Below are 17,732 nucleotides of genomic sequence, written 5' to 3'. Positions count from 1 at the left end.
GGAATTCTCCGGCCGCGACGAGGTGGGCACGCTCGTGCCAAACGAGGTGGTACCGCGGAAGAGGAACCCTCTTTCGTCCTTGGGGCGAAGGAGGGTTTTCTTTTTTCTCGATTCCTGACGACAGGGGGGAGCACCAGGATGAACGGAGTGGAACGCATCTGCTTTATCGGGGCCGGCTCCATGGCGGAGGCGATGCTGGCCGGTCTCCTGAAAAAACGGCGGATCGACGCCGACAGGGTGAGCGTCTTCAACCGTCACAAGCGGGAGCGGTTGGACAAACTGAAAGGGACCTACGGCGTTTGGATTCCGGAAAACCGGGGAAGGGCGATTTCCGAAGCGGACACCGTGATTCTGGCGGTGAAGCCGAAGGATGTGCAGGAAGCCCTCATGCAGTGGAGGAGCTTTTTTCACAAAGGCCAGCGGATCATCTCCGTCGCCGCCGGCGTCTCCACCGATTCGGTGGAAAAGCTGATTCCCGCAGGAATTCCGGTGATCCGTGCCATGCCCAACACCTCCTGCACCATCGGACTTTCCGCCACAGCCCTCTGTGCCGGAAGGTGGGCGAAACCGGAGGACATGGAAGCGGCGCGATACCTGTTTTCCGCCATCGGCTCCACGGTCATCGTGGAAGAAGAGGCGATGGACTCCGTGACCGCCCTTTCGGGAAGCGGCCCGGCATATATCTATTTCATGGTCGAAGCCCTGGAACAGGCCGGAGTGGAAGCGGGGCTTTCGAAGGAGATCTCCCGCGAGCTCACCCTGCAAACCCTCCTCGGCGCGGCCCATATGCTGATGGAGACCCGGGAGGAACCGGCAGAACTTCGCCGTCGGGTCACCTCCCCCGGCGGAACGACGATGGCCGGTCTGGAGGAACTGAAACGCCGCCAATTCGATGAAGCGGTCAAAAGCGCCGTCCTGCGGGCCAAATCCCGTTCCCGGGAGCTGGGAAGCCTATTGGGTCAGGGGGTGAAGTAACGATCCTCCGGGTTCCTTCCCTTCATCCATATCCGAACCGCCGATGCTCCCCGGGCGCGGAATCATTGCGGAAAAAAAGCCGGGACAAAACCTCGCCCGGCTTTTTTTCCTTAAATAATATGGTGCCCCCGTCGTTTTTTTCGCCCCGAGCCTTAAAGGCATTATCCCGTCGCACCGCCGGAAACCTTCGGCCTCTGGAATTCGAGATAAGCCTGGGCCATTTCCACCGCCTTCCGAGCATCGAGATACCCGGCCTGATCGCCGGCCATGGGCTGGGCGGTGCTCATCAAAATGCTCTTTACGTCGTTCGGGCTCAAATAGGGATTGGCCTCCAGCATCAGGGCGGCCACTCCGGCGCAGATGGGCGTGGCCATCGATGTGCCGGAAAGGCGGATATAATGTTCGCCGACGCGGTTTTCGGGAAGCAGCTCTTCCAGGGTCGAACCGGGGGCGGACAGGGAGACGATGTCGGTCCCCGGAGCGTACACATCCGGCTTCACCAGCTGATCGATCGTCGGCCCCCGGCTGGAGAAGGATGCCTTCTCGTCGTCGCTCCGGTCAGGGGTGTTTCGATCGTCCGCCGCGCCGACGGTGAGGATGACCGGATCGATGCCCGGGGTGCTGATCGTCAGCGGTGCGGGACCTTCGTTTCCGGCGGCGGCGCAGACAACCAGCCCGCTGTGCCACGCTTTCTCCACCGCCTGACAGAGAGGATCGTCCCGGTACGATTCGTAGGCCGGCGCCCCGAGGGAGAGGGAGAGAATCCGGATGCCCAGTTCTTCCTTATGCTCGATGCACCACTCCACCCCCCGAATCACCGTCGACAGACGCCCTCCGCCTTCGGCGTCCAGTACTTTCACGCCCACCAGGTTGGCTTCAGGGGCGGGACCGACGTACAATCCCTCCGATTGGTGCCCTCCTCCCGCCGCATCCCCGGCGCAGTGGGTCCCGTGACCGTGGTCGTCGTAGGCTTCCTCCCGATTTCCCACCAGGTCGGCAAAGGCGATGATCCGGTTATCCGGTTGGGTCAAATCGTCGTGAGGATGGATCCCGGTATCGATAACGGCGATGGTGACGCCTTTCCCGGTAAATCCCAGCTGTTCGTGAACTTCAAAGGATTTTGTGGTCTTGGAAGCCACATCGAGAAATGCGTGCACCTTGCGGTCGTAATAGATGCGTGTGATTCCTTCATGATCGGCCAGGCCGCGAATCGTGTCGGGATGAAGCCGGCCGTAGTAGCCGTTCAACAGTCGGATCTCCCCGCCGATGGAGTCGCAGGACCTTTTTCGGCACAGATGGAGGGCGTCCTTTCGCTTCTCATCCTCCGCATCCCTCCGGAAGCGGACGATGACCGGAATCGCCTCGTCCCGCGCTCGCTTCCCGCGCTGCTCCCGGAGCTGATGAACCAAACCCGGATCGAGCGGGCAGGAAGGCTCCTCAAACCAGGCTTTGTTGGTCAATTTTTTTCACCCCCTCTAAACATTTATTTCTATGGGGAAAAGGTAAATTCCTCCAATAAACAAAAAATAAAAACAATTCACCTTGAGAAGGACGGGGAACACTTCCTAATTCCCGCGCCTTTCACAAAGCGAATTGAAAAAATTCAAGGGAGTGATCCTCCCTTTCCCGCCCTTCACCCGGGATGCGCCTTTCCCTTCACTCTTCCGTTTTGGAACATCAGTTCCTTTTCCAGCGTGGTGTCGCAAATATTGGCATATCCCAAGTGCAAGTAAAAAGGGAGCAGCTTCCTCGTCCCTTCGTCAATCGTGATCCAGATCCGCTTCACTCCCTTTTGGCGGAAACGTTCCTCCAATGAGGCGACCAGGCGCCTTCCGATTCCTCTCCCCTGGTAATCGGGATGCACCGCCAGACAATAGAAAAAGCCGGTGCTCCTGTCCATGGTGCCGACAATTGCCCCGACGATACGACCGTCCACTTCGGCCACCAGGACCAGATCGCGATCCCGCGCCAATTGTTTTGACAGCTCCTGGAGGGTTTCCCATTCCGAATCGCGCGACGCGGTCAACTGCCATATCCGGGAAACGTCATGGACGTCGGACAGTTGAAACGAACGAAGCAGCATGACACGATCACTCCTCTGATGGCCCGATTCTTTTAGTTTATATAATTGCTCTCCTGTTGACAATGTGTGGTTTCGAAGCATAAAAGTGTTGTTTTGTCAACTTCTCCCGGGAGGGGCTTTGAAAATCAAACCTTTTCACCCCCTTCTTCACTTCGCCGCCATTCCCGCCCAGGGGAGAAAGAGCAGGAGCGATATCGACACGACGCCCCGCACCGGGACCTCCAGCCAACCGACGCACAGGGCGACAAGAAGCACGAGGGCCCAGATGAACAGGGACCATCCGGCCAAACCGTTGGAGACTCGCTTGTTCTGGAACATGACGCCCGTGGATATCAACCCGCTGATCGCATAACACGTATTGCTGAACACGCCGGTCATGCGGATCAGCAAACGGTCCCAGGCGTTAAAATGGCCCGCCAGCTCCGGCGACGGCATCTGCAGGAACAGCTCGGAAAGGGCCGGAATGATGGTCATCTGAATGAGATCGTGCAGGATCTCCGTCGCGGCCCCGATGATCCAGATCAAGAGGGCCATCTGCAAGACGGGACGGTACATCGAATGAAATCCCGCCAGCCAAACGTAAAAGGCGAGGGTGATCGCCAGCGTGGCAAACATCCAGCTTGCCCACGACCAGAAAACGGCCGTCTCGTGTTCAGCGATGTAATACATCCGCTCCGTCTGAGTACCGCGAAACGTTCCGGTAAGAAACACTCCCATCAGGGTCAGCGCGGCCACATGGCTTAACGCCGCTCCCTTTAACACCCAGGGATGCCATTCCGCCACCTTCCACCTGTGGGTTCGGCTCCAATTCATCGGCCACGCCCCCATGCCCCAAATTTTTTATCGATTCTGAGGACACCCAATATGTTATATATCCAAAAAAACGGAAGGAAAAAACAACAATCGACAATATCCCGGTGCCCTCGCGCAAACGCAAAACAAAAAAGCGGCGAACGGACATCTTTCCCGATAACGGTTCAATTTCCCCATGGGAACTTCCGAGCAGGGGACGGTCCGATCGCAGAAATCCGGCACCTTGAGGGAGAACGGGGAGATAAACCTCTCCTATTATTAACTAAAACGAAAAAAACAGAAAAATGGTTCCCTTCCGGCGGGAAACTGTCCTATGGTAACATTTCTTCCCCCTCTGCCGAAAAATGATACAATGGGGAAAAAAACGAGGAGAGAGAAACCATGTCTTCCTCTCGGCCGCAACCCGTCGTCCGGTCCGTCTGCCCTCTGGATTGCCCCGATACCTGCGGGCTCGCCGTCACCCTGAAGGATGGGCGGATCCATCGGGTGGACGGCGATCCGGACCATCCCGTCACTCGGGGAACCATCTGCCACAAAGTGCGCCATTTTCCCGCCCGGGTTTACCACCCCGACAGGGTCCTTCATCCCCTGAAAAGGACCGGCCGCAAGGGCGAAGGCGTCTTCACCCGCATCACCTGGGAGGAAGCGCTGGATGAAATTGTCCGTCGCATGCAGGAGATCATCCGCCGACACGGGGCGGAAGCCATCTTGCCCTACAGCTACTACGGCAACATGGGACTGGTGAACAACGGCAGCATGGATCGCCGCTTCTTCCACCGCCTGGGCGCCAGCCGGCTCGACCGCACCATCTGCAACGTCGCGGGCAACCGCGGTTTCGAAATGACCATGGGTTTCAAGGGGGCGATCGATCCGGAGGAGACCGTCCACAGCCGCCTCATCATCGTCTGGGGCGGAAACATTGTCAGCACCAACATGCATCAGGTGATGCTCTTCGAACAGGCCCGCAAGCGGGGGGCCAAAATCATCGCCATCGATGTTCACCGGAACCGGACCGCCCGCTGGGCCGACGAATTCATCCAACTTTATCCCGGAACCGATGCCGCCCTCGCCCTGGGGATGATGCACACGTTGGTCGAAGAGGATCTGCTGGACCACGACTTCATCCGAACATACACCACCGGATGGGAGGAGTTCCGGAAGCGGGTCGCCGAATACACGCCGGAACGCGCGTCCCGCATCACCGGCGTCCCGGCGGAGGAGATCGTCCGTCTGGCCCGGGAATACGGCCGGACCACTCCTTCCTTCATCCGGATCGGCAACGGACTTCAGCACCATGACAACGGCGGGATGATCGTCCGCACCATCGCCTGCCTCCCCGCCCTGACGGGGCAGTGGAAGGTACGCGGAGGAGGCGCCCTCAAGGAAAACGGGGTCGCCACCGTCGACAAGGCGAGGCTGGAACGCCCCGATCTCCTGCCGAACCCGGAGGTCCGGACGATCAACATGATTCGCCTGGGAGACGCCCTGCTCCAAGCCGATCCGCCCGTCCGCTTCCTTTTCGTTTACAACGCCAATCCGGCCCGGGTGGCTCCCGCCCAGGAAAAGGTGCTTCAGGGCCTCGCCCGGGAGGATTTGTTCACCGTGGTGCACGATCTGTTCATCACCGACACAGCCCGGTATGCCGACTTGGTCCTGCCTGCCACATCTCACTTTGAAAACCTGGATGTCTACAAATCCTATTGGCACCTGTACCTTCAGATGGCCCGTCCGGTCATCCCGCCGCAGGGAGAGGCCATGTCCAACTTTGACCTCTTCAAAACCCTGGCCAAGCGGATGGGCTTCACCGAGCCCTGTTTCGACGACACGCCGGAGGACATCATCCGCCAGGTTGCGGACCAGCCCGAAAATCCCTGGATGGAGGATGTGACCTACGAGGAATTGGCCGAAAAGGGCATCGTCAAGTTGAATCTCGCCAAACAGCCTCTTTTCCCCGACCTCTTAAAAAGGAACAAAATCGCCCTCTACAGCGAGCGGATGAAGGAGGAGGGACTGGATCCGCTCCCGAACCACGTGCCGCTGAAGGAGGGCTTCGACGCCCGGAGGAACGGCGATGCGAAGCACCCCTTCATGTTGATCGCGGGGCCCAACCACCAGTTTCTCAACACGACCATGGGCAATATCCCCAAACTGCGGAAGCTGGAGGGCGAACCCCGGATGGAGATCCACCCGGCCGACGCCGCCCGGTACGGCATCGCCGACGGCGAGGCCGTCCGGGTGATCAACCGTCGCGGAAGCTGCATCTTGAAGGCCAGGGTGACGGAAAACACGCTTCCCGGGGTCCTCGTAAGCAACGGATTGTGGTGGGGAGACGCCTCCCTAGACAGCAAGGGAGTCAACCAGCTGACGCCCGATCGGGAGGCCGATCTGGCGGGCGGTGCGGTATTCTTCTCCACTGCCGTCCGCATCGAAAAGTTGACGTAAAGCTTCGGCACAATGAAAAACCGGCGCCTCTTCCGAAGGCGCCGGTTTTTTGCCCATCGCGCTTCAGGGTGAACCCGTTCCGGAGTCACCGCCTGAGGCTCCCTGACCCCCATCTTGATTTCCGGATTGATCGCCCCCCGCTTGATTTCCGCCGGTATTACCGGAGGCGTCACCGCCGGAACCGGTGGAATTCCCGGTGTCTCCTGCCTGATCGGAGCCGTTTGCGGGGGTTTCATTCGACGGCTTATCGGGATCCACTTGAACTTGTTTCGCCTTCATTTTCGGGGCCGGCGGCACAGAACGCTGAACCACCTTGGCATCCGGGGTGGTGTAGATGGAAACCGTGATAAAGCCTTCACCCACATAGGTTTTGATCATGACGGGTTTCTCCAGGCTGTTCACGAACCGGAAGTCCGGTCCGCCCCAGGACACCGTGGCATCCCGACCGGCGGGGACATAGGTCACTTCCTTGCTGTGGGAATACCGAACCGTCACCCGCAGCCCCGCCGCATCCACACTGTTGTAGAGGGTGGAGGAGGTTTGGCAGATTCCGCCCCCGATCCCCTCGCTGTATTCGCCCCGGACGATCACCGCGGCCGGCTTGTAGCCCCGCTCAGGCGTGCGCTGCCCGACCACTCGGTTGAAGGAAAAGGACTCGCCCGGATTCAGCACCAGGTTGTTGATCGCATCGGCGGACAGGCGAATATTGGTCGTCCTGTTCACGTTGCTCGCATCAAAATAGGTGGTGTAGCGGCCGATGCGCCTTTGGTTGACCGCGCGAAGGTCCTTCTCCGTCACCCGGGGTTTTTCCGCGATGAAGGGAATTTCCTGGGGTTCGTTGATATAATCGGACAGATGAGGCAGCCAGCTCTCTTCGATTTCCTCCAGATCCATCCTCTTTCCCTCTTTGGACGGCTGGATGGGTGCCCCCCATCGCTCCATGCGGGCGTCCTTCGCCGGTTCATCCACTTCTTCCTTGATTTCCTTCAGCCATTTCATCAGCTTCGTTTGGTCGACAGTGGCAATGTCTTCTCCGTCATATCCGATCGACCGGAGGTCCATCTCCCATTTCTTCTCTTCATGTTGAAGGATGAGCATCGCCGGTTCCGGCGGCTCTTCGGGCGAACTCTCCGTCTCCTGCGGCGTCGGCTGAACGGCCGCCGTGGTCTCGGGCTCGCCCATAAAGGCGAAGGCGGTGAGGGACCCGGCCAACACGATGACCAACGCCAACGTCACGACGGAAACGGCGCGGGGATTCATCCTGTCCAGGGGCAGGCGGTTGATGAGCGGAATCCGCCCCAGCAGTCGGATCAGGCCTTGTCCCGTTCGGTCAAAGACCGATGAGGGGTTTTGTTCCCCCAACCGATCCTTGCGGGAATAGCTGATCCTCTCGAGCCTCATCTCCCCCGCTTCCCCCGCGGCCGAACCCGAATCGGCACGCTTTCCCCCATCATCCGATGAAACCCCGTCACCGGATTTCTCCATTCGTTCACGCTCGTCCACAGTTTCCTCTCTCCCTTTGGTTTCTAAAAAGCGGGTGGAGGGAGAACTTTCCTCCCTTTCACCGCTCATTCAATTTTCCACTTCCAAGCCCAGTTCCAACTGAACCGGATCCTTAACAGCGGACAGCGCCTTTTCATACACTTTGGGCAAGGCGAGGAAATCCAGCTCTTCCTCGGCTACCCACCTCCATCCCGGCGGAAGGGATCGAGTCGCGTCGGATGCCCTGCCGCTCACCACCACCGCCTGCCAACGGCGGTGGCTGAAGACATGTTCCACATGCCCCAAAACCGGTCCCGGTTCAATCGGAAAGCCCTTCTCCGCAAAATACCGCTCCAGTATCCTTTGGGGAGAGTCGTCTTTCCTCCTTTCCACCGTCGGCAGTCCCCACATTCCGGCCAAGAGACCCTTGTCGGGCCGGCGCTCGAGCAACATCCGCCCCTCGCCGTCGACAACCCAGCCGAATACGACGGAGACCGGCAGCGGAGCCTTCCCCTTGCGCTTGACGGGAAAGTCCTTCACCCTCCCCTGTTCGTAGGCCCGGCATTCCCGCACCAGCGGGCAACGGTCGCATGCCGGGGAAGAAGGGCTGCAGATCAAAGCTCCCAGTTCCATCAGCGCCTGATTGAAATCGCCGGGGCGATCCTCCGGAATCAGATCCATCGCCAGCGCCTCCATCCGGCGCCGGGTAGCGGCCTTGGTGATATCCTCTTCGATGGCATAGATCCGGGAGAAGACCCTCATCACGTTTCCGTCCACCGCGGGAACGCGCTGATTGTAAGCGATGCTCAGCACGGCGCCGACGGTGTAGGGACCCACTCCCTTCAGCCTGCTCATCGCCTCCCGGTCATCGGGTACCTTGCCTCCGTAGGATTCCGCCACCTCCCGTACCGCCGCGTGCAGGTTGCGGACGCGGGAATAATATCCCAGCCCTTCCCACGCCTTGATCACCTCCTCTTCGGGTGCGGAGGCAAGATCCTTCAGCGTAGGAAACCGTTGCATGAAACGTTCGTAATATGGAATCACCGTATCAACCCGTGTTTGTTGCAACATCACTTCGGATACCCATATTTTATACGGATCCCTTTCCCTTCGCCAAGGCAAATCTCTCCTGTTTTTGTCATACCAGGACAGGAGTTTGGTGCGGACCTGCTCCACCCCTTCGGGATCCAGTTGTTTTTCGTCGGATTTTTCCACAGCCTCTCAACTCCCTTACCCCCTGAAAACATGATGCGCTTCGACAATCGCTGACCGATTTTATCCTTTTTCTTCAACCGCGTCCCGTTATCCTGCTAAAAGCCCAGGCCTGAATCCCCCTTCCGGAGACCCAGTCCTTCAACCTTAAAAAAATCCCCCCTTCCGGTTCTCTGCGGCGATGAAGAAGCCGCTCGGCAGCATCTTTTTCCCCCACGCGGATCACTTCCACAAACAGTCCCGGCTGATCGCACCCCTCCAGGATTTCATGCCCCTCCACCGGGGCGATTCGCGCCGTCTCTTCCCTGATTTCTTCCGCGTGACGCAAAAAGATTTCCCGTCGGGACGGATCGATCCGGTATTCGACAAAAATCGTGAATGTTTCGGTACCGTGGTCTTCCATCCTGAACCCGCTCCTTTCCGATGTCCAGTTTACCAAACCGGACAATGCCTGTTATACGGTCCGAATGGAATGGACGAATAAAGTTCACCGGGAGCGTTTATCGCTTATAATAGGCTTATAACCGGCAAGCAGCTTGCAGGAGGTTGTCATGGATACTGGGACTCACTTCGCGATGGGCATCGGACTCTTCGGACTGGCACACCTGGATCCCTCGGTGACTTCCCATCCGGTCACGGCGCAGGCCGTGCTTTTGGGAACCGTTCTCGGCTCCCAGGCTCCGGATTTCGACGGATTGTTCCGCTTCAAAGGCGGTGCGGCTTACATCCGGCAGCACCGGGGGCTCAGCCACTCCTTCCCGATGATCTTTGTCTGGGCATCCCTGATCACCTTCATCCTTTTCCTCACCCATGAGAGAGCATCGCTCCTCTCCCTCTGGATGTGGACGCTTCTCGCCGTCGCCGTGCACGTTCTGATCGACTGCTTCAATTCGTACGGAACCCAGGCCCTTCGTCCTCTGTCCCGCCGGTGGATCGCATGGGATGTGCTCAACATCATCGATCCCTTCATCTTGACCGTCCACCTTGCGGGATTTCTTCTTTGGTGGTTGACGCCGATCCATCCGGGCGCTTTGTTTGCCGCCATTTATTCGCTCATCATCCTCTACACGGCATGGCGGTGGCGAATTCACCGCTCCCTCGTGCGAAAGGTTGCAATGCAGGCGGAACAGGCCAAACGCATCAGCGTCATCCCCACGATCCGTCCCTCCCTGTGGAAACTGGTGGTTGAAGAAGACGGCCGGGTTCGCTTCGGAGAGATTCACCGGCGAAAAATTCGGTGGACGGACGAAATCCCGGACACCGATCGGGAACATCCCGCCGCCCTGGCATCCCTGAAGGATCCGGACATCGCCTCCTTTCTCTACTTCAGCGATTACGGGCACGTGCAGGTGCAACCCTTCGGGGACGGATACAAGGTGCGCTGGGCGGACGTCCGCTATTACCACAAAAAACGCTTTCCCTTCGTCGCCGTCGCCTATCTGGACCACAACCTGGACGTGATCCGCTCCTACATCGGCTGGTCCTCGGAACAGCGTCTGGAGAAGAAGATCAATTCATGCACGATCGAAACCCCTTGAAACAGGAGACTTCATTCAAGCCCCGCCTCGGGCGGGGCTGTGCTATAATGATCCCTGTCGTACTCACTACGCCGCAACCGAGGTGAACTTATGAACCCCAAGATGCCCGCCATCAACGAATCCTCGAACACCGCCAACCTCTCCGGTTTCAGCTGGGTAGAAGGGGCCGAAAAAAAGATGTGGTCCATCATCAATAATCCGGTGGACGCCCTGCTCCTGCCCATCGCCCGGATCATCCTGATCCTCTTCCTCACCTATGTGGCACTGCGGTTCACCGGCAAACTGATCGACCGGATCTTCCAGCTCAAGCGAATCGACCGGAAAAAGGCGCTGACACTGAGCAAACTGATCAAATCCTTCGCCCGTTACGCCATCTACTTCGTCGCCGCCCTCACGCTGCTGTTCAACATCGGAATCGATCCGACGCCCGTCCTCGCCAGCGCGGGGATCCTGGGGCTGGCCATCGGGTTCGGTGCCCAGAACCTGGTTCGCGATCTGATTTCCGGCTTCTTCATCATTTTTGAAGATCAGATGGAAGTAGGCGATTACGTTCAGATAAACGGCAAGATTTCGGGGACAGTGGAGGAGATCGGAATCCGCGTCACCAAGATCCGCGAGTGGAACCAACGCCTCCATTATCTGTCCAACGGCGAAATCCACCATGTGGCCAATTACAACCGGGTTCAGATGCGCCCCCTGGTTTCCGTCACGGTCCCCTACGAATCGGATCCGGAACTGGTGGAACGGATTTTAAGCGAAGTGTGTGAGGAAATCGGCAGACGGTACGCCCCTCACCTCGTGGAGAAACCCTCTATCTACGGCGTAACGGATCTCGGAGAATCGGGCGTCCAGTACACGCTGATGGCCTTAAGCCATCCGGACCAATACTGGCTGATCGAGCGGGAATTGCGCCGGGCGGTCGTCATCGCTTTTCAAAAACACGCGATCGAAATCGCCTATCCGCGCCGCGTCCTCCAGCCTCCAAACAACGGGAACTCCGAAGGAAACGAAAAAACGCCGGGTTGACGCACGTCAGCCCGGCGTTTTTCGTTCGATCAACCCAACAGATTGACGATCCAGGCGACTCCTCCGGCGGCAGCCACCGATATGACCGTCCACACTCCGATACCCCGGATGTCCCTTCTCCAGGCGACCATCGGGTCCACGGCAGGCTTCTTCTCTTTTCTCCGCTGCCTTCGCGCCATTTTAACCCTCCTTGCCTCCCGTTATCGCATCCCACAGATAAAAGGTGGCGTAACTGCGCCAGGGTGCCCAGGCCTCTCCGATCCTTCGGACCTCCTTTTCCCCCGGCCGCTCCGCCAGACCGTAAACCTTTTGCACCGCCCTGCGCAGGCCGATATCGGCGGCGGGCAGCAAATCCGGGCGTCCCATTCCGAACAGGAGCAGGCATTCCACCGTCCACCGGCCGATTCCCCTCAGGGGGAGCAGGATTTCCATCACCTCTTCGTCGCTTCGTCGGCGAAGTCCTTCCAAATCCAGCCTGCCTTCCGCAACCATTCGGGAGATGTCGATGACGTACTCCGCTTTCCGCCGGTTGAACTGAAGCCGGGTCAAGTCCTCATAGGAAAGGGCGGCAACCCGATCCGGCGTCGGAAAGGCGCAAACGGACTCCCCCTCAAATTCCACCCGTTCCCCGGCCAGCCGCATGAGGCGGTCGATCAGGGTGCCGGCGAAGGAGAGGTTGAGCTGCTGGCTGATGATCGTCTTGATCAGGCACTCGTACAGGGTCGGATCCAGCACCGGACGGAGCCCTTCCCGCTCCCGGACCACCGGGGCGAGCAGCTCATCCTGATCCGCCCGGCGGTAGAAAGGAGTCAAATCCACATCGGCGGAAAACATGCGGCGGAGTTGCTCCTCCAGCTCCCGCCGCTCCTCCGGTGTCACCGCCTGGTGGATGCGAAACAGCAGGGACGGCTCCCTCCAGCCGATCTCCACCACAAAGGGGCGCCCCTTCGCGCGAAGGGTTCGGTAAAGGTTTCCCTTCCGCACAAAATAACCCGACTTTTGCAGGTGAAACAGCCGCCGGATCGTCCGTTCGAAGGAAAAGGGCGGCCGCGGTTCTATCTGTAGGGTTTCCATGAAGCACACCACCGATCGAAGCCGTCAGGAAAGATGGACCTCCCGCTTCATCTTTTTCATTTTATCATCCTTTTGGCGGGTGCAAAAGGAAAGTCCTCGGGGAAAGTCTCCCGGACGGGGCTCCGGGCATACGAATAGGAGTGATACCACTTGCCCCGGGGGGAATGAACATGATCGCCGCTTTACGCCACTGCCAGGAGATCTGCGAACAGGCGGCCGCCATGATGGTCGCTGCGCCCGACGCCGCCCTTCGCAAAAAACAGCTTCACTTGCTCCGGGAATGTGCCGAATCCTGCGCCTCGGTCGCCCGGACCCTGTCTCGATCCGGCCGCATTTCCGAAGAGACGGCCCTTCGCTGCGCCCGCATCTTCAGGAAATGCGCCCGGGAATGCACGAAACACTGGGACCCTTTCTCCCGGCACTGCGCCCAGGTCTGTCTGTACGCCGCCTTCATCTGCCGGCACTGCGCCCGGAAGGGGAGGACCCGATTAAAGGACCACGGCGGAAAACCTTTTGTGGTGGACATTCATCGGGCGGCCAGGCATAACCGCACCTTTCGCACCGCCCTGTGGACCGGAGAGCATCTGCAGGTGACCGTGATGAGCATCGATGTCGGGGAGGACATCGGCCTGGAAAGGCACCCCGACACGGATCAATTCCTGCGCATTGAACAGGGACGGGGACGGGTTCTCATGGGAAGGCGCAGGGACAGGCTGGATTTTGAAGCGGAAGTGCACGATGATGATGCCATCATGGTCCCCGCCGGCATCTGGCACAATGTCATCAATACGGGGGATGTGCCGCTGAAGCTTTACTCCATTTACGCGCCGCCGGAGCATCCCTTCGGTACGGTTCACAAAACGAAACGGGACGCGGAGGAAGCGGAAAGATGATCAAAGGCCCGCCTCTTTCGAAGGCGGGCCTTTTCAATCGACGATCGCCACGCGAACGCCCTTCTTCACGCCAAACTGCAGCGCTTCCTCCAGATCGTTCATAAACACGTCAATTCGTTTTCCCTTGATGGCACTCCCCGTATCCTGCGCGACGAAGTAACCCAACCCTTCGATATACACCCGGGAGCCGATCGGGATCACGGATGGATCGACGGCAATCGTCACTCCTTCCACGGCGGGGGCGCCGCTGGAGGTGATCCCGTAGGCCGGATGCCCCGGCGATTTGCCGGTGGATTCCGGGCCGGCGGTGTAGGCGGTCAGGGTGAAATCCCCCAGGTCCCGTCCGTAAGCCATCGGCAGCAGGGCGGGCCGGGATTCCCCTCTCTCCCCGCTTTCCGCCTCCCGCTTTCGGAGGGGAACGCGGAGCGCCTGACCGACCCGGATAAAGGAGGGATCATCCAGCCGGTTCATGCGGGAGACGGTCTCAACGTCGGTCCCGAACCGGCGGGCGATGCTGTACACCGTGTCCCCCTTCTCCACCTTGATCGTCGTCCATCCACTTTCCTCGGCCGCCGCCCGGGGCAGATCCCGCCCGTCTCCGACAAACAATCCGACGGCCAGGGCCAGGCCGAGGGCGGGAATCAACCAGCGCTTGGTCATGACGGATCCTCCTGTGCTAGATTCGTAGATTCACTGTCCATCATGACCGGTTTCGAAGCTGTTTATACCCGGATCTCATCCTTCGCTCTCCGACAGCTCGTCCAAACTCTTCTCGAAACTGGGGCCGAAATGTTCCAGAAAATAATCGACTTCCGGCATCTCCAGCTTGCGGATCCGCTCCTCGATCTCCCTTTTCGCCACGAGAAACTCCCGGTTGCCCGATGCGATCTCGATCACACACTTAAGATAGGCATCCAGCAGATCCGCTCCCTTCACCCAGCGGAGCAGCTCCGGATCCGGATCCCGGAAAAAGGGGCGGTACGATTCCCGAAGCTCCCCGGGCACCATCTCGCACAAGCGCTCCGCGGCCAAAGCCTCCAGTTCCCGAAACCCCTTCAGGATGGTCCGGTTGTGATGTTTCACCGGGCTGGGAATGTCCCCGGTGATCACCTCCGTCGCATCGTGGTAGAGGGCCAGCATGACCGCCCGTTCCACCGGCACCTCCTTCCCGAACACCCGGACGGCGATCGTGCACAAAGCGTGGGTCAGCAGGGCCACATGAAAGGAGTGTTCCGCCACATTTTCCGGTACGGCGCTTTGCATCAGCCCCCAGCGCCGAATCAGGCGCAACCGGTACAGGTACGCATAAAAGGGATTCATCCTCTTCCATCCCCCCGTAAAGCTTCGATGGATCGCCGCCTCAAGATGCCGTCGAGTTCTGCTGTTCCTCCGTCACGTGCGGGGACGGGGCGGGCATTCGGCACCGCCGTTCATACTGCCAGTTGATCAGGATTACGCTCAGGAAAAACAGGCTTCCCACCTGCGGGGCGATGATCGTGTAATCGTACATACCGTGGCCGAGGAAGGCGAAAATGAGCGACAACATCATGCCGGACAGACGCTTTTCCTCGAGCCGGATGGCCATTTTCCGCCATCTCCGGGCCCGGTATACGGTCATGACGAGCATCAGCAAAAAGAGAACAAGTCCCACCACGCCAAATTCCGTCGCCACCCCCAGAAAGATGTTGTGGGCGTGGTAAATATGTTTGCCCGTCAATTCGGCGAAAACCTGCCCAAAATGAAGGGGGAGCACCCCGACCAGCCAGTGATCCTGAAAAATGCGGAAGGCGTTCTGCCAGACAAAGATCCGCACGCTGATGGTCGCAAAGAGCGTCTCTTCCCGGGGGATCAATGTCTGATTGGTGTAAATCACGCAGCCCAGGAGAACGAGGAAGACGAACAGCAAAATCGTACGGCGACGGTTTCCGGTCATCCACACCTGGACCAGCAGCCCGACGGTCAATCCCACCCACGCTCCGCGGGATCCGGTCATCCAGATGGCCATGCAAAATAAAAAAAAGGCAGCTAGGGCGGCAACCTTCTGCCAACGCTTTTTCAAAACCGAAAAGGCGTAGGTGCTGATCAGAGCCAGACAAATCAACAATGCGGCCGCCAAGTTGGAATTGGTCGATGTTCCCACGCTGCGCGTCATGTCATTCTGGTAAATGGCGGAATACCCCAACAGCCGGCCCCACCAGGATGCCTCCTGCGAAAGCCAGCCGAACCCCTGCAGAAGGACGACGACAGCGATATAAAAACCGGCTACCCAAAACAATAGGTACAACCGTTGTATTTCATGCCACGACCAGTCCAATCCCCGTTTGATCCACACCGTGAGCAGATAATAGGTCAAAAACACCAAAATCGGGATCAAACCGACGGGAATCCAGGAAATCCAGTAAGGATTGAAATACCAACTGATCGCGGTCCAAAGAAGGAATCCGATGAAAATCCCTTCCGGGAAACCCCGGATCGGCCAGCGTCCCTTGACGAGGAAGGGAGTGAGAAGGCCGATGATCAACAGAACAACCGGAGGCAACCACGGGGAAATGATGATGGACAAGATCAGAGCCTGAATCAACCGGGCTGCCAGGTTGTTAGGAAGATCTCTGCTCAAAGGTACAAACTCCTTTTGCAATCATATTTGAGTACTTAATGGATTATATACCAGCGCTTCCTGATTTGGCAACCGACGGCATTCGCGTCAGCGCTGACCGACGTGGATGCTCGGGGCCGAAAGCGAAGCAGGGGATTCGCCGATCATCTGAAGCACCGCTTCAACGCTGCGGGACGGATGGATTTTCTTCCGCCACTGGAGCATGGCTTCGCGGATCGGGGAGAAACATTCGGGGTCGCTCAAAAAGCGATCCAGGATCTCATCCAGGTGATCCTCCCCCTCGAGCCGCAGCGCCAGGCCGTTTCTTGTCAGGAACTGTCCGTTTTTCTCCTCGTGGCCGGGAATCGTTCCGTACAGGAGGAGCGGCTTCACCTTGGCAATCGCTTCGGTGCAGGTCATCGCTCCCGGCTTGGTGAGAATCAGATCCGCCGCCTCCATCCATTCGGACAGGGACTGGATGTAACCGGCGATTCGGATATTGGGATGGTCGAGCTTTGGATCCGTCGTCAGGGATTGGTACAATTGATGGTTTCGCCCGGTGACCACCAAAATCTGCATGTGATTCCGCCACTTGGCCATCATGTTTACCAATTGCTCCATGCCGCCCAGCCCCAAACCGCCACCCATGATCAACACGGTGGGAATTTGGCGCAGCCCCAGGCGTCGGCGGACTTCGGCCTGATCTTCTTCTTCCCAGAAGATCGGGTCGGTGGGAATACCCGTGACCAAGATCCGTTCGGGATCCGTTCCGATTCGGATCAATTGATTCCGCACGTGCTCAGCCGGCACCAGGTACCGATCGGTTTGAGGATGCGCCCAGGAGCCGTGGGCGGAAAAGTCCGTGACGACCGTGCACAGCTTGAAATCCCATCCCCGCTCCTTCAGGCGGGCCACTCCGAAGGCGGCGAAGGGGTGGGTCGAAACGACCAGACGCGGCCGGTGAAGGGTGATCAGCTCCGCCAGACGTGTGTACAGGGCATAGCGGATAAAGGATTGCAGCGAACGGGGAAACGACTTCCCCTGGTGCCAACCGTAAAAGGCCCGCCAGATAAAGGGGGTTTTCCGGATGATCCCCAGGTAGGAATCCACCAACAAACGGCTCATCCGGGGACGAAGTACCCGGCCGATCTCCACCAGACGGGCATTCACGTCCGCATCGGCCGACCGAATCCCCCGCAGGATGGCCTCCGCCGCCCGGGTGTGGCCGGTGCCGAAATTTTCCGATACCAACAGGATGTCGCATTGCCCGACAGAATCCAATGTTTGGACCGGCCACCCATCTTCCACGAGGGAAGCCCTTGGCCACGCAACTCGAGCCATTACCATCTCCCCTTTGACATGAAAAGCGTGAACAACACCCTATTTCGGCAAAACGTCTTTCCCGGCCGATCCGTTTCACGGACTTATTATACCACTTTTCCCCTTCGGGTTTTCTCAAGGGGGCCGGACCTCGCGCCCTACAGGGATTTCGAGTGGATGAAAGCGCAAAACAGCACCCCCTATTCGACATCATCACACCGAAACCAGGGGCGCTGTTTTTTCATTAGGCTCGCAGATCTTTCCTGCAAGGAGGCGAT

Annotated in this window: 17 protein-coding genes; 5 read left to right on the top strand and 12 right to left on the bottom strand. The window is 58.7% G+C overall.

Annotated features, from left to right (window positions below):
- Positions 1-138 precede the first annotated feature (138 nt).
- Entirely contained in the window at positions 139-975 is an 837-nt protein-coding gene (proC, locus tag CLV97_RS10765; RefSeq protein WP_106345533.1) for a pyrroline-5-carboxylate reductase, read from the top strand.
- A gap of 161 nt (positions 976-1,136) precedes the next feature.
- On the opposite strand, the gene CLV97_RS10760 is transcribed toward proC, so the two are convergent.
- The 3 genes from CLV97_RS10760 to CLV97_RS10750 all read right to left on the bottom strand — a co-directional run bounded on the left by CLV97_RS10760 (position 1,137) and on the right by CLV97_RS10750 (position 3,871).
- The gene (locus CLV97_RS10760; RefSeq protein WP_106345532.1) at positions 1,137-2,435 is read right to left on the bottom strand and encodes a S8 family peptidase; all 1,299 of its coding nucleotides are present in this window, start codon (positions 2,433-2,435) and stop codon (positions 1,137-1,139) included.
- Between the two features lie 173 nt (positions 2,436-2,608).
- A complete protein-coding gene (locus CLV97_RS10755; protein ID WP_106345531.1) occupies positions 2,609-3,058 on the bottom strand; it encodes a GNAT family N-acetyltransferase in 450 nt (149 codons plus the stop codon).
- Between the two features lie 147 nt (positions 3,059-3,205).
- Complete coding sequence (locus tag CLV97_RS10750) at positions 3,206-3,871, bottom strand: hypothetical protein (protein WP_106345530.1); 666 nt, start codon at positions 3,869-3,871, stop codon at positions 3,206-3,208.
- A 381-nt stretch (positions 3,872-4,252) separates the two neighbouring features.
- Between CLV97_RS10750 and CLV97_RS10745 the strand changes: the two genes are divergently transcribed.
- The gene (locus CLV97_RS10745; protein ID WP_106345529.1) at positions 4,253-6,313 is read left to right on the top strand and encodes a molybdopterin-containing oxidoreductase family protein; all 2,061 of its coding nucleotides are present in this window, start codon (positions 4,253-4,255) and stop codon (positions 6,311-6,313) included.
- A gap of 63 nt (positions 6,314-6,376) precedes the next feature.
- On the opposite strand, the gene CLV97_RS10740 is transcribed toward CLV97_RS10745, so the two are convergent.
- From CLV97_RS10740 to CLV97_RS10730, 3 genes are all read right to left on the bottom strand, one after another.
- A complete protein-coding gene (locus CLV97_RS10740) occupies positions 6,377-7,816 on the bottom strand; it encodes a VanW family protein (RefSeq protein WP_245891479.1) in 1,440 nt (479 codons plus the stop codon).
- 69 nt (positions 7,817-7,885) lie between these two features.
- Complete coding sequence (gene mutY / locus CLV97_RS10735) at positions 7,886-9,010, bottom strand: A/G-specific adenine glycosylase (protein ID WP_106345528.1); 1,125 nt, start codon at positions 9,008-9,010, stop codon at positions 7,886-7,888.
- Positions 9,011-9,083: 73 nt separating this feature from the next.
- Positions 9,084-9,410, bottom strand: coding sequence for a hypothetical protein (locus CLV97_RS10730; RefSeq protein WP_106345527.1), 327 nt, complete (start codon positions 9,408-9,410; stop codon positions 9,084-9,086).
- A 148-nt stretch (positions 9,411-9,558) separates the two neighbouring features.
- Between CLV97_RS10730 and CLV97_RS10725 the strand changes: the two genes are divergently transcribed.
- Positions 9,559-10,545, top strand: a complete 987-nt coding sequence (locus CLV97_RS10725) for a metal-dependent hydrolase (protein WP_106345526.1) — start codon at positions 9,559-9,561, stop codon at positions 10,543-10,545.
- Between the two features lie 90 nt (positions 10,546-10,635).
- Positions 10,636-11,571, top strand: a complete 936-nt coding sequence (locus tag CLV97_RS10720) for a mechanosensitive ion channel family protein (RefSeq protein ID WP_106345525.1) — start codon at positions 10,636-10,638, stop codon at positions 11,569-11,571.
- Positions 11,572-11,600: 29 nt separating this feature from the next.
- Here CLV97_RS10720 and CLV97_RS18155 read toward each other — a convergent pair whose 3' ends face one another.
- Both CLV97_RS18155 and CLV97_RS10715 read right to left on the bottom strand, forming a co-directional pair.
- Entirely contained in the window at positions 11,601-11,750 is a 150-nt protein-coding gene (locus CLV97_RS18155) for a hypothetical protein (protein WP_170070462.1), read from the bottom strand.
- A gap of 1 nt (position 11,751) precedes the next feature.
- Positions 11,752-12,645, bottom strand: a complete 894-nt coding sequence (locus tag CLV97_RS10715; protein WP_106345558.1) for a DNA-3-methyladenine glycosylase family protein — start codon at positions 12,643-12,645, stop codon at positions 11,752-11,754.
- Positions 12,646-12,809: 164 nt separating this feature from the next.
- Between CLV97_RS10715 and CLV97_RS10710 the strand changes: the two genes are divergently transcribed.
- Positions 12,810-13,538: a four-helix bundle copper-binding protein gene (locus tag CLV97_RS10710; protein ID WP_483878494.1), complete on the top strand. Its 729-nt coding sequence runs from the start codon at positions 12,810-12,812 to the stop codon at positions 13,536-13,538.
- A 33-nt stretch (positions 13,539-13,571) separates the two neighbouring features.
- Here the strand turns inward: CLV97_RS10710 and CLV97_RS10705 are convergent, their stop codons facing one another.
- The 4 genes from CLV97_RS10705 to CLV97_RS10690 all read right to left on the bottom strand — a co-directional run bounded on the left by CLV97_RS10705 (position 13,572) and on the right by CLV97_RS10690 (position 17,475).
- Entirely contained in the window at positions 13,572-14,198 is a 627-nt protein-coding gene (locus CLV97_RS10705; RefSeq protein ID WP_106345524.1) for a 3D domain-containing protein, read from the bottom strand.
- Positions 14,199-14,273: 75 nt separating this feature from the next.
- Positions 14,274-14,858: a 5'-deoxynucleotidase gene (gene yfbR, locus CLV97_RS10700; protein ID WP_106345523.1), complete on the bottom strand. Its 585-nt coding sequence runs from the start codon at positions 14,856-14,858 to the stop codon at positions 14,274-14,276.
- Between the two features lie 40 nt (positions 14,859-14,898).
- On the bottom strand, positions 14,899-16,155 hold the full coding sequence (locus CLV97_RS10695) for an O-antigen ligase family protein (RefSeq protein ID WP_106345522.1): 1,257 nt from the start codon (positions 16,153-16,155) through the stop codon (positions 14,899-14,901).
- 87 nt (positions 16,156-16,242) lie between these two features.
- Entirely contained in the window at positions 16,243-17,475 is a 1,233-nt protein-coding gene (locus CLV97_RS10690; protein WP_170070461.1) for an MGDG synthase family glycosyltransferase, read from the bottom strand.
- Positions 17,476-17,732 lie beyond the last annotated feature (257 nt).

This window comes from Planifilum fimeticola (genome assembly GCF_003001905.1).
Taxonomy (GTDB): Bacteria; Bacillota; Bacilli; order Thermoactinomycetales; family DSM-44946; genus Planifilum; species Planifilum fimeticola.
The sequence above is the reverse complement of the archived record's forward strand: the minus strand, read 5'-3'. Positions and strand labels throughout refer to the sequence as shown.

What these genes read in the sequence shown, in the direction of transcription:
- proC (WP_106345533.1), top strand. Translation starts at nt 139, where the DNA reads ATGAACGGAGTGGAACGCATCTGCTTTATCGGGGCCGGCTCCATGGCG.
- CLV97_RS10755 (WP_106345531.1), bottom strand. Translation starts at nt 3,058, where the DNA reads ATGCTGCTTCGTTCGTTTCAACTGTCCGACGTCCATGACGTTTCCCGG.
- CLV97_RS10750 (WP_106345530.1), bottom strand. Translation starts at nt 3,871, where the DNA reads ATGAATTGGAGCCGAACCCACAGGTGGAAGGTGGCGGAATGGCATCCC.
- CLV97_RS10745 (WP_106345529.1), top strand. Translation starts at nt 4,253, where the DNA reads ATGTCTTCCTCTCGGCCGCAACCCGTCGTCCGGTCCGTCTGCCCTCTG.
- CLV97_RS10730 (WP_106345527.1), bottom strand. Translation starts at nt 9,410, where the DNA reads ATGGAAGACCACGGTACCGAAACATTCACGATTTTTGTCGAATACCGG.
- CLV97_RS10725 (WP_106345526.1), top strand. Translation starts at nt 9,559, where the DNA reads ATGGATACTGGGACTCACTTCGCGATGGGCATCGGACTCTTCGGACTG.
- CLV97_RS10720 (WP_106345525.1), top strand. Translation starts at nt 10,636, where the DNA reads ATGAACCCCAAGATGCCCGCCATCAACGAATCCTCGAACACCGCCAAC.
- CLV97_RS18155 (WP_170070462.1), bottom strand. Translation starts at nt 11,750, where the DNA reads ATGGCGCGAAGGCAGCGGAGAAAAGAGAAGAAGCCTGCCGTGGACCCG.
- CLV97_RS10715 (WP_106345558.1), bottom strand. Translation starts at nt 12,645, where the DNA reads ATGGAAACCCTACAGATAGAACCGCGGCCGCCCTTTTCCTTCGAACGG.
- CLV97_RS10710 (WP_483878494.1), top strand. Translation starts at nt 12,810, where the DNA reads ATGAACATGATCGCCGCTTTACGCCACTGCCAGGAGATCTGCGAACAG.
- CLV97_RS10705 (WP_106345524.1), bottom strand. Translation starts at nt 14,198, where the DNA reads ATGACCAAGCGCTGGTTGATTCCCGCCCTCGGCCTGGCCCTGGCCGTC.
- yfbR (WP_106345523.1), bottom strand. Translation starts at nt 14,858, where the DNA reads ATGAATCCCTTTTATGCGTACCTGTACCGGTTGCGCCTGATTCGGCGC.
- CLV97_RS10690 (WP_170070461.1), bottom strand. Translation starts at nt 17,475, where the DNA reads ATGGCTCGAGTTGCGTGGCCAAGGGCTTCCCTCGTGGAAGATGGGTGG.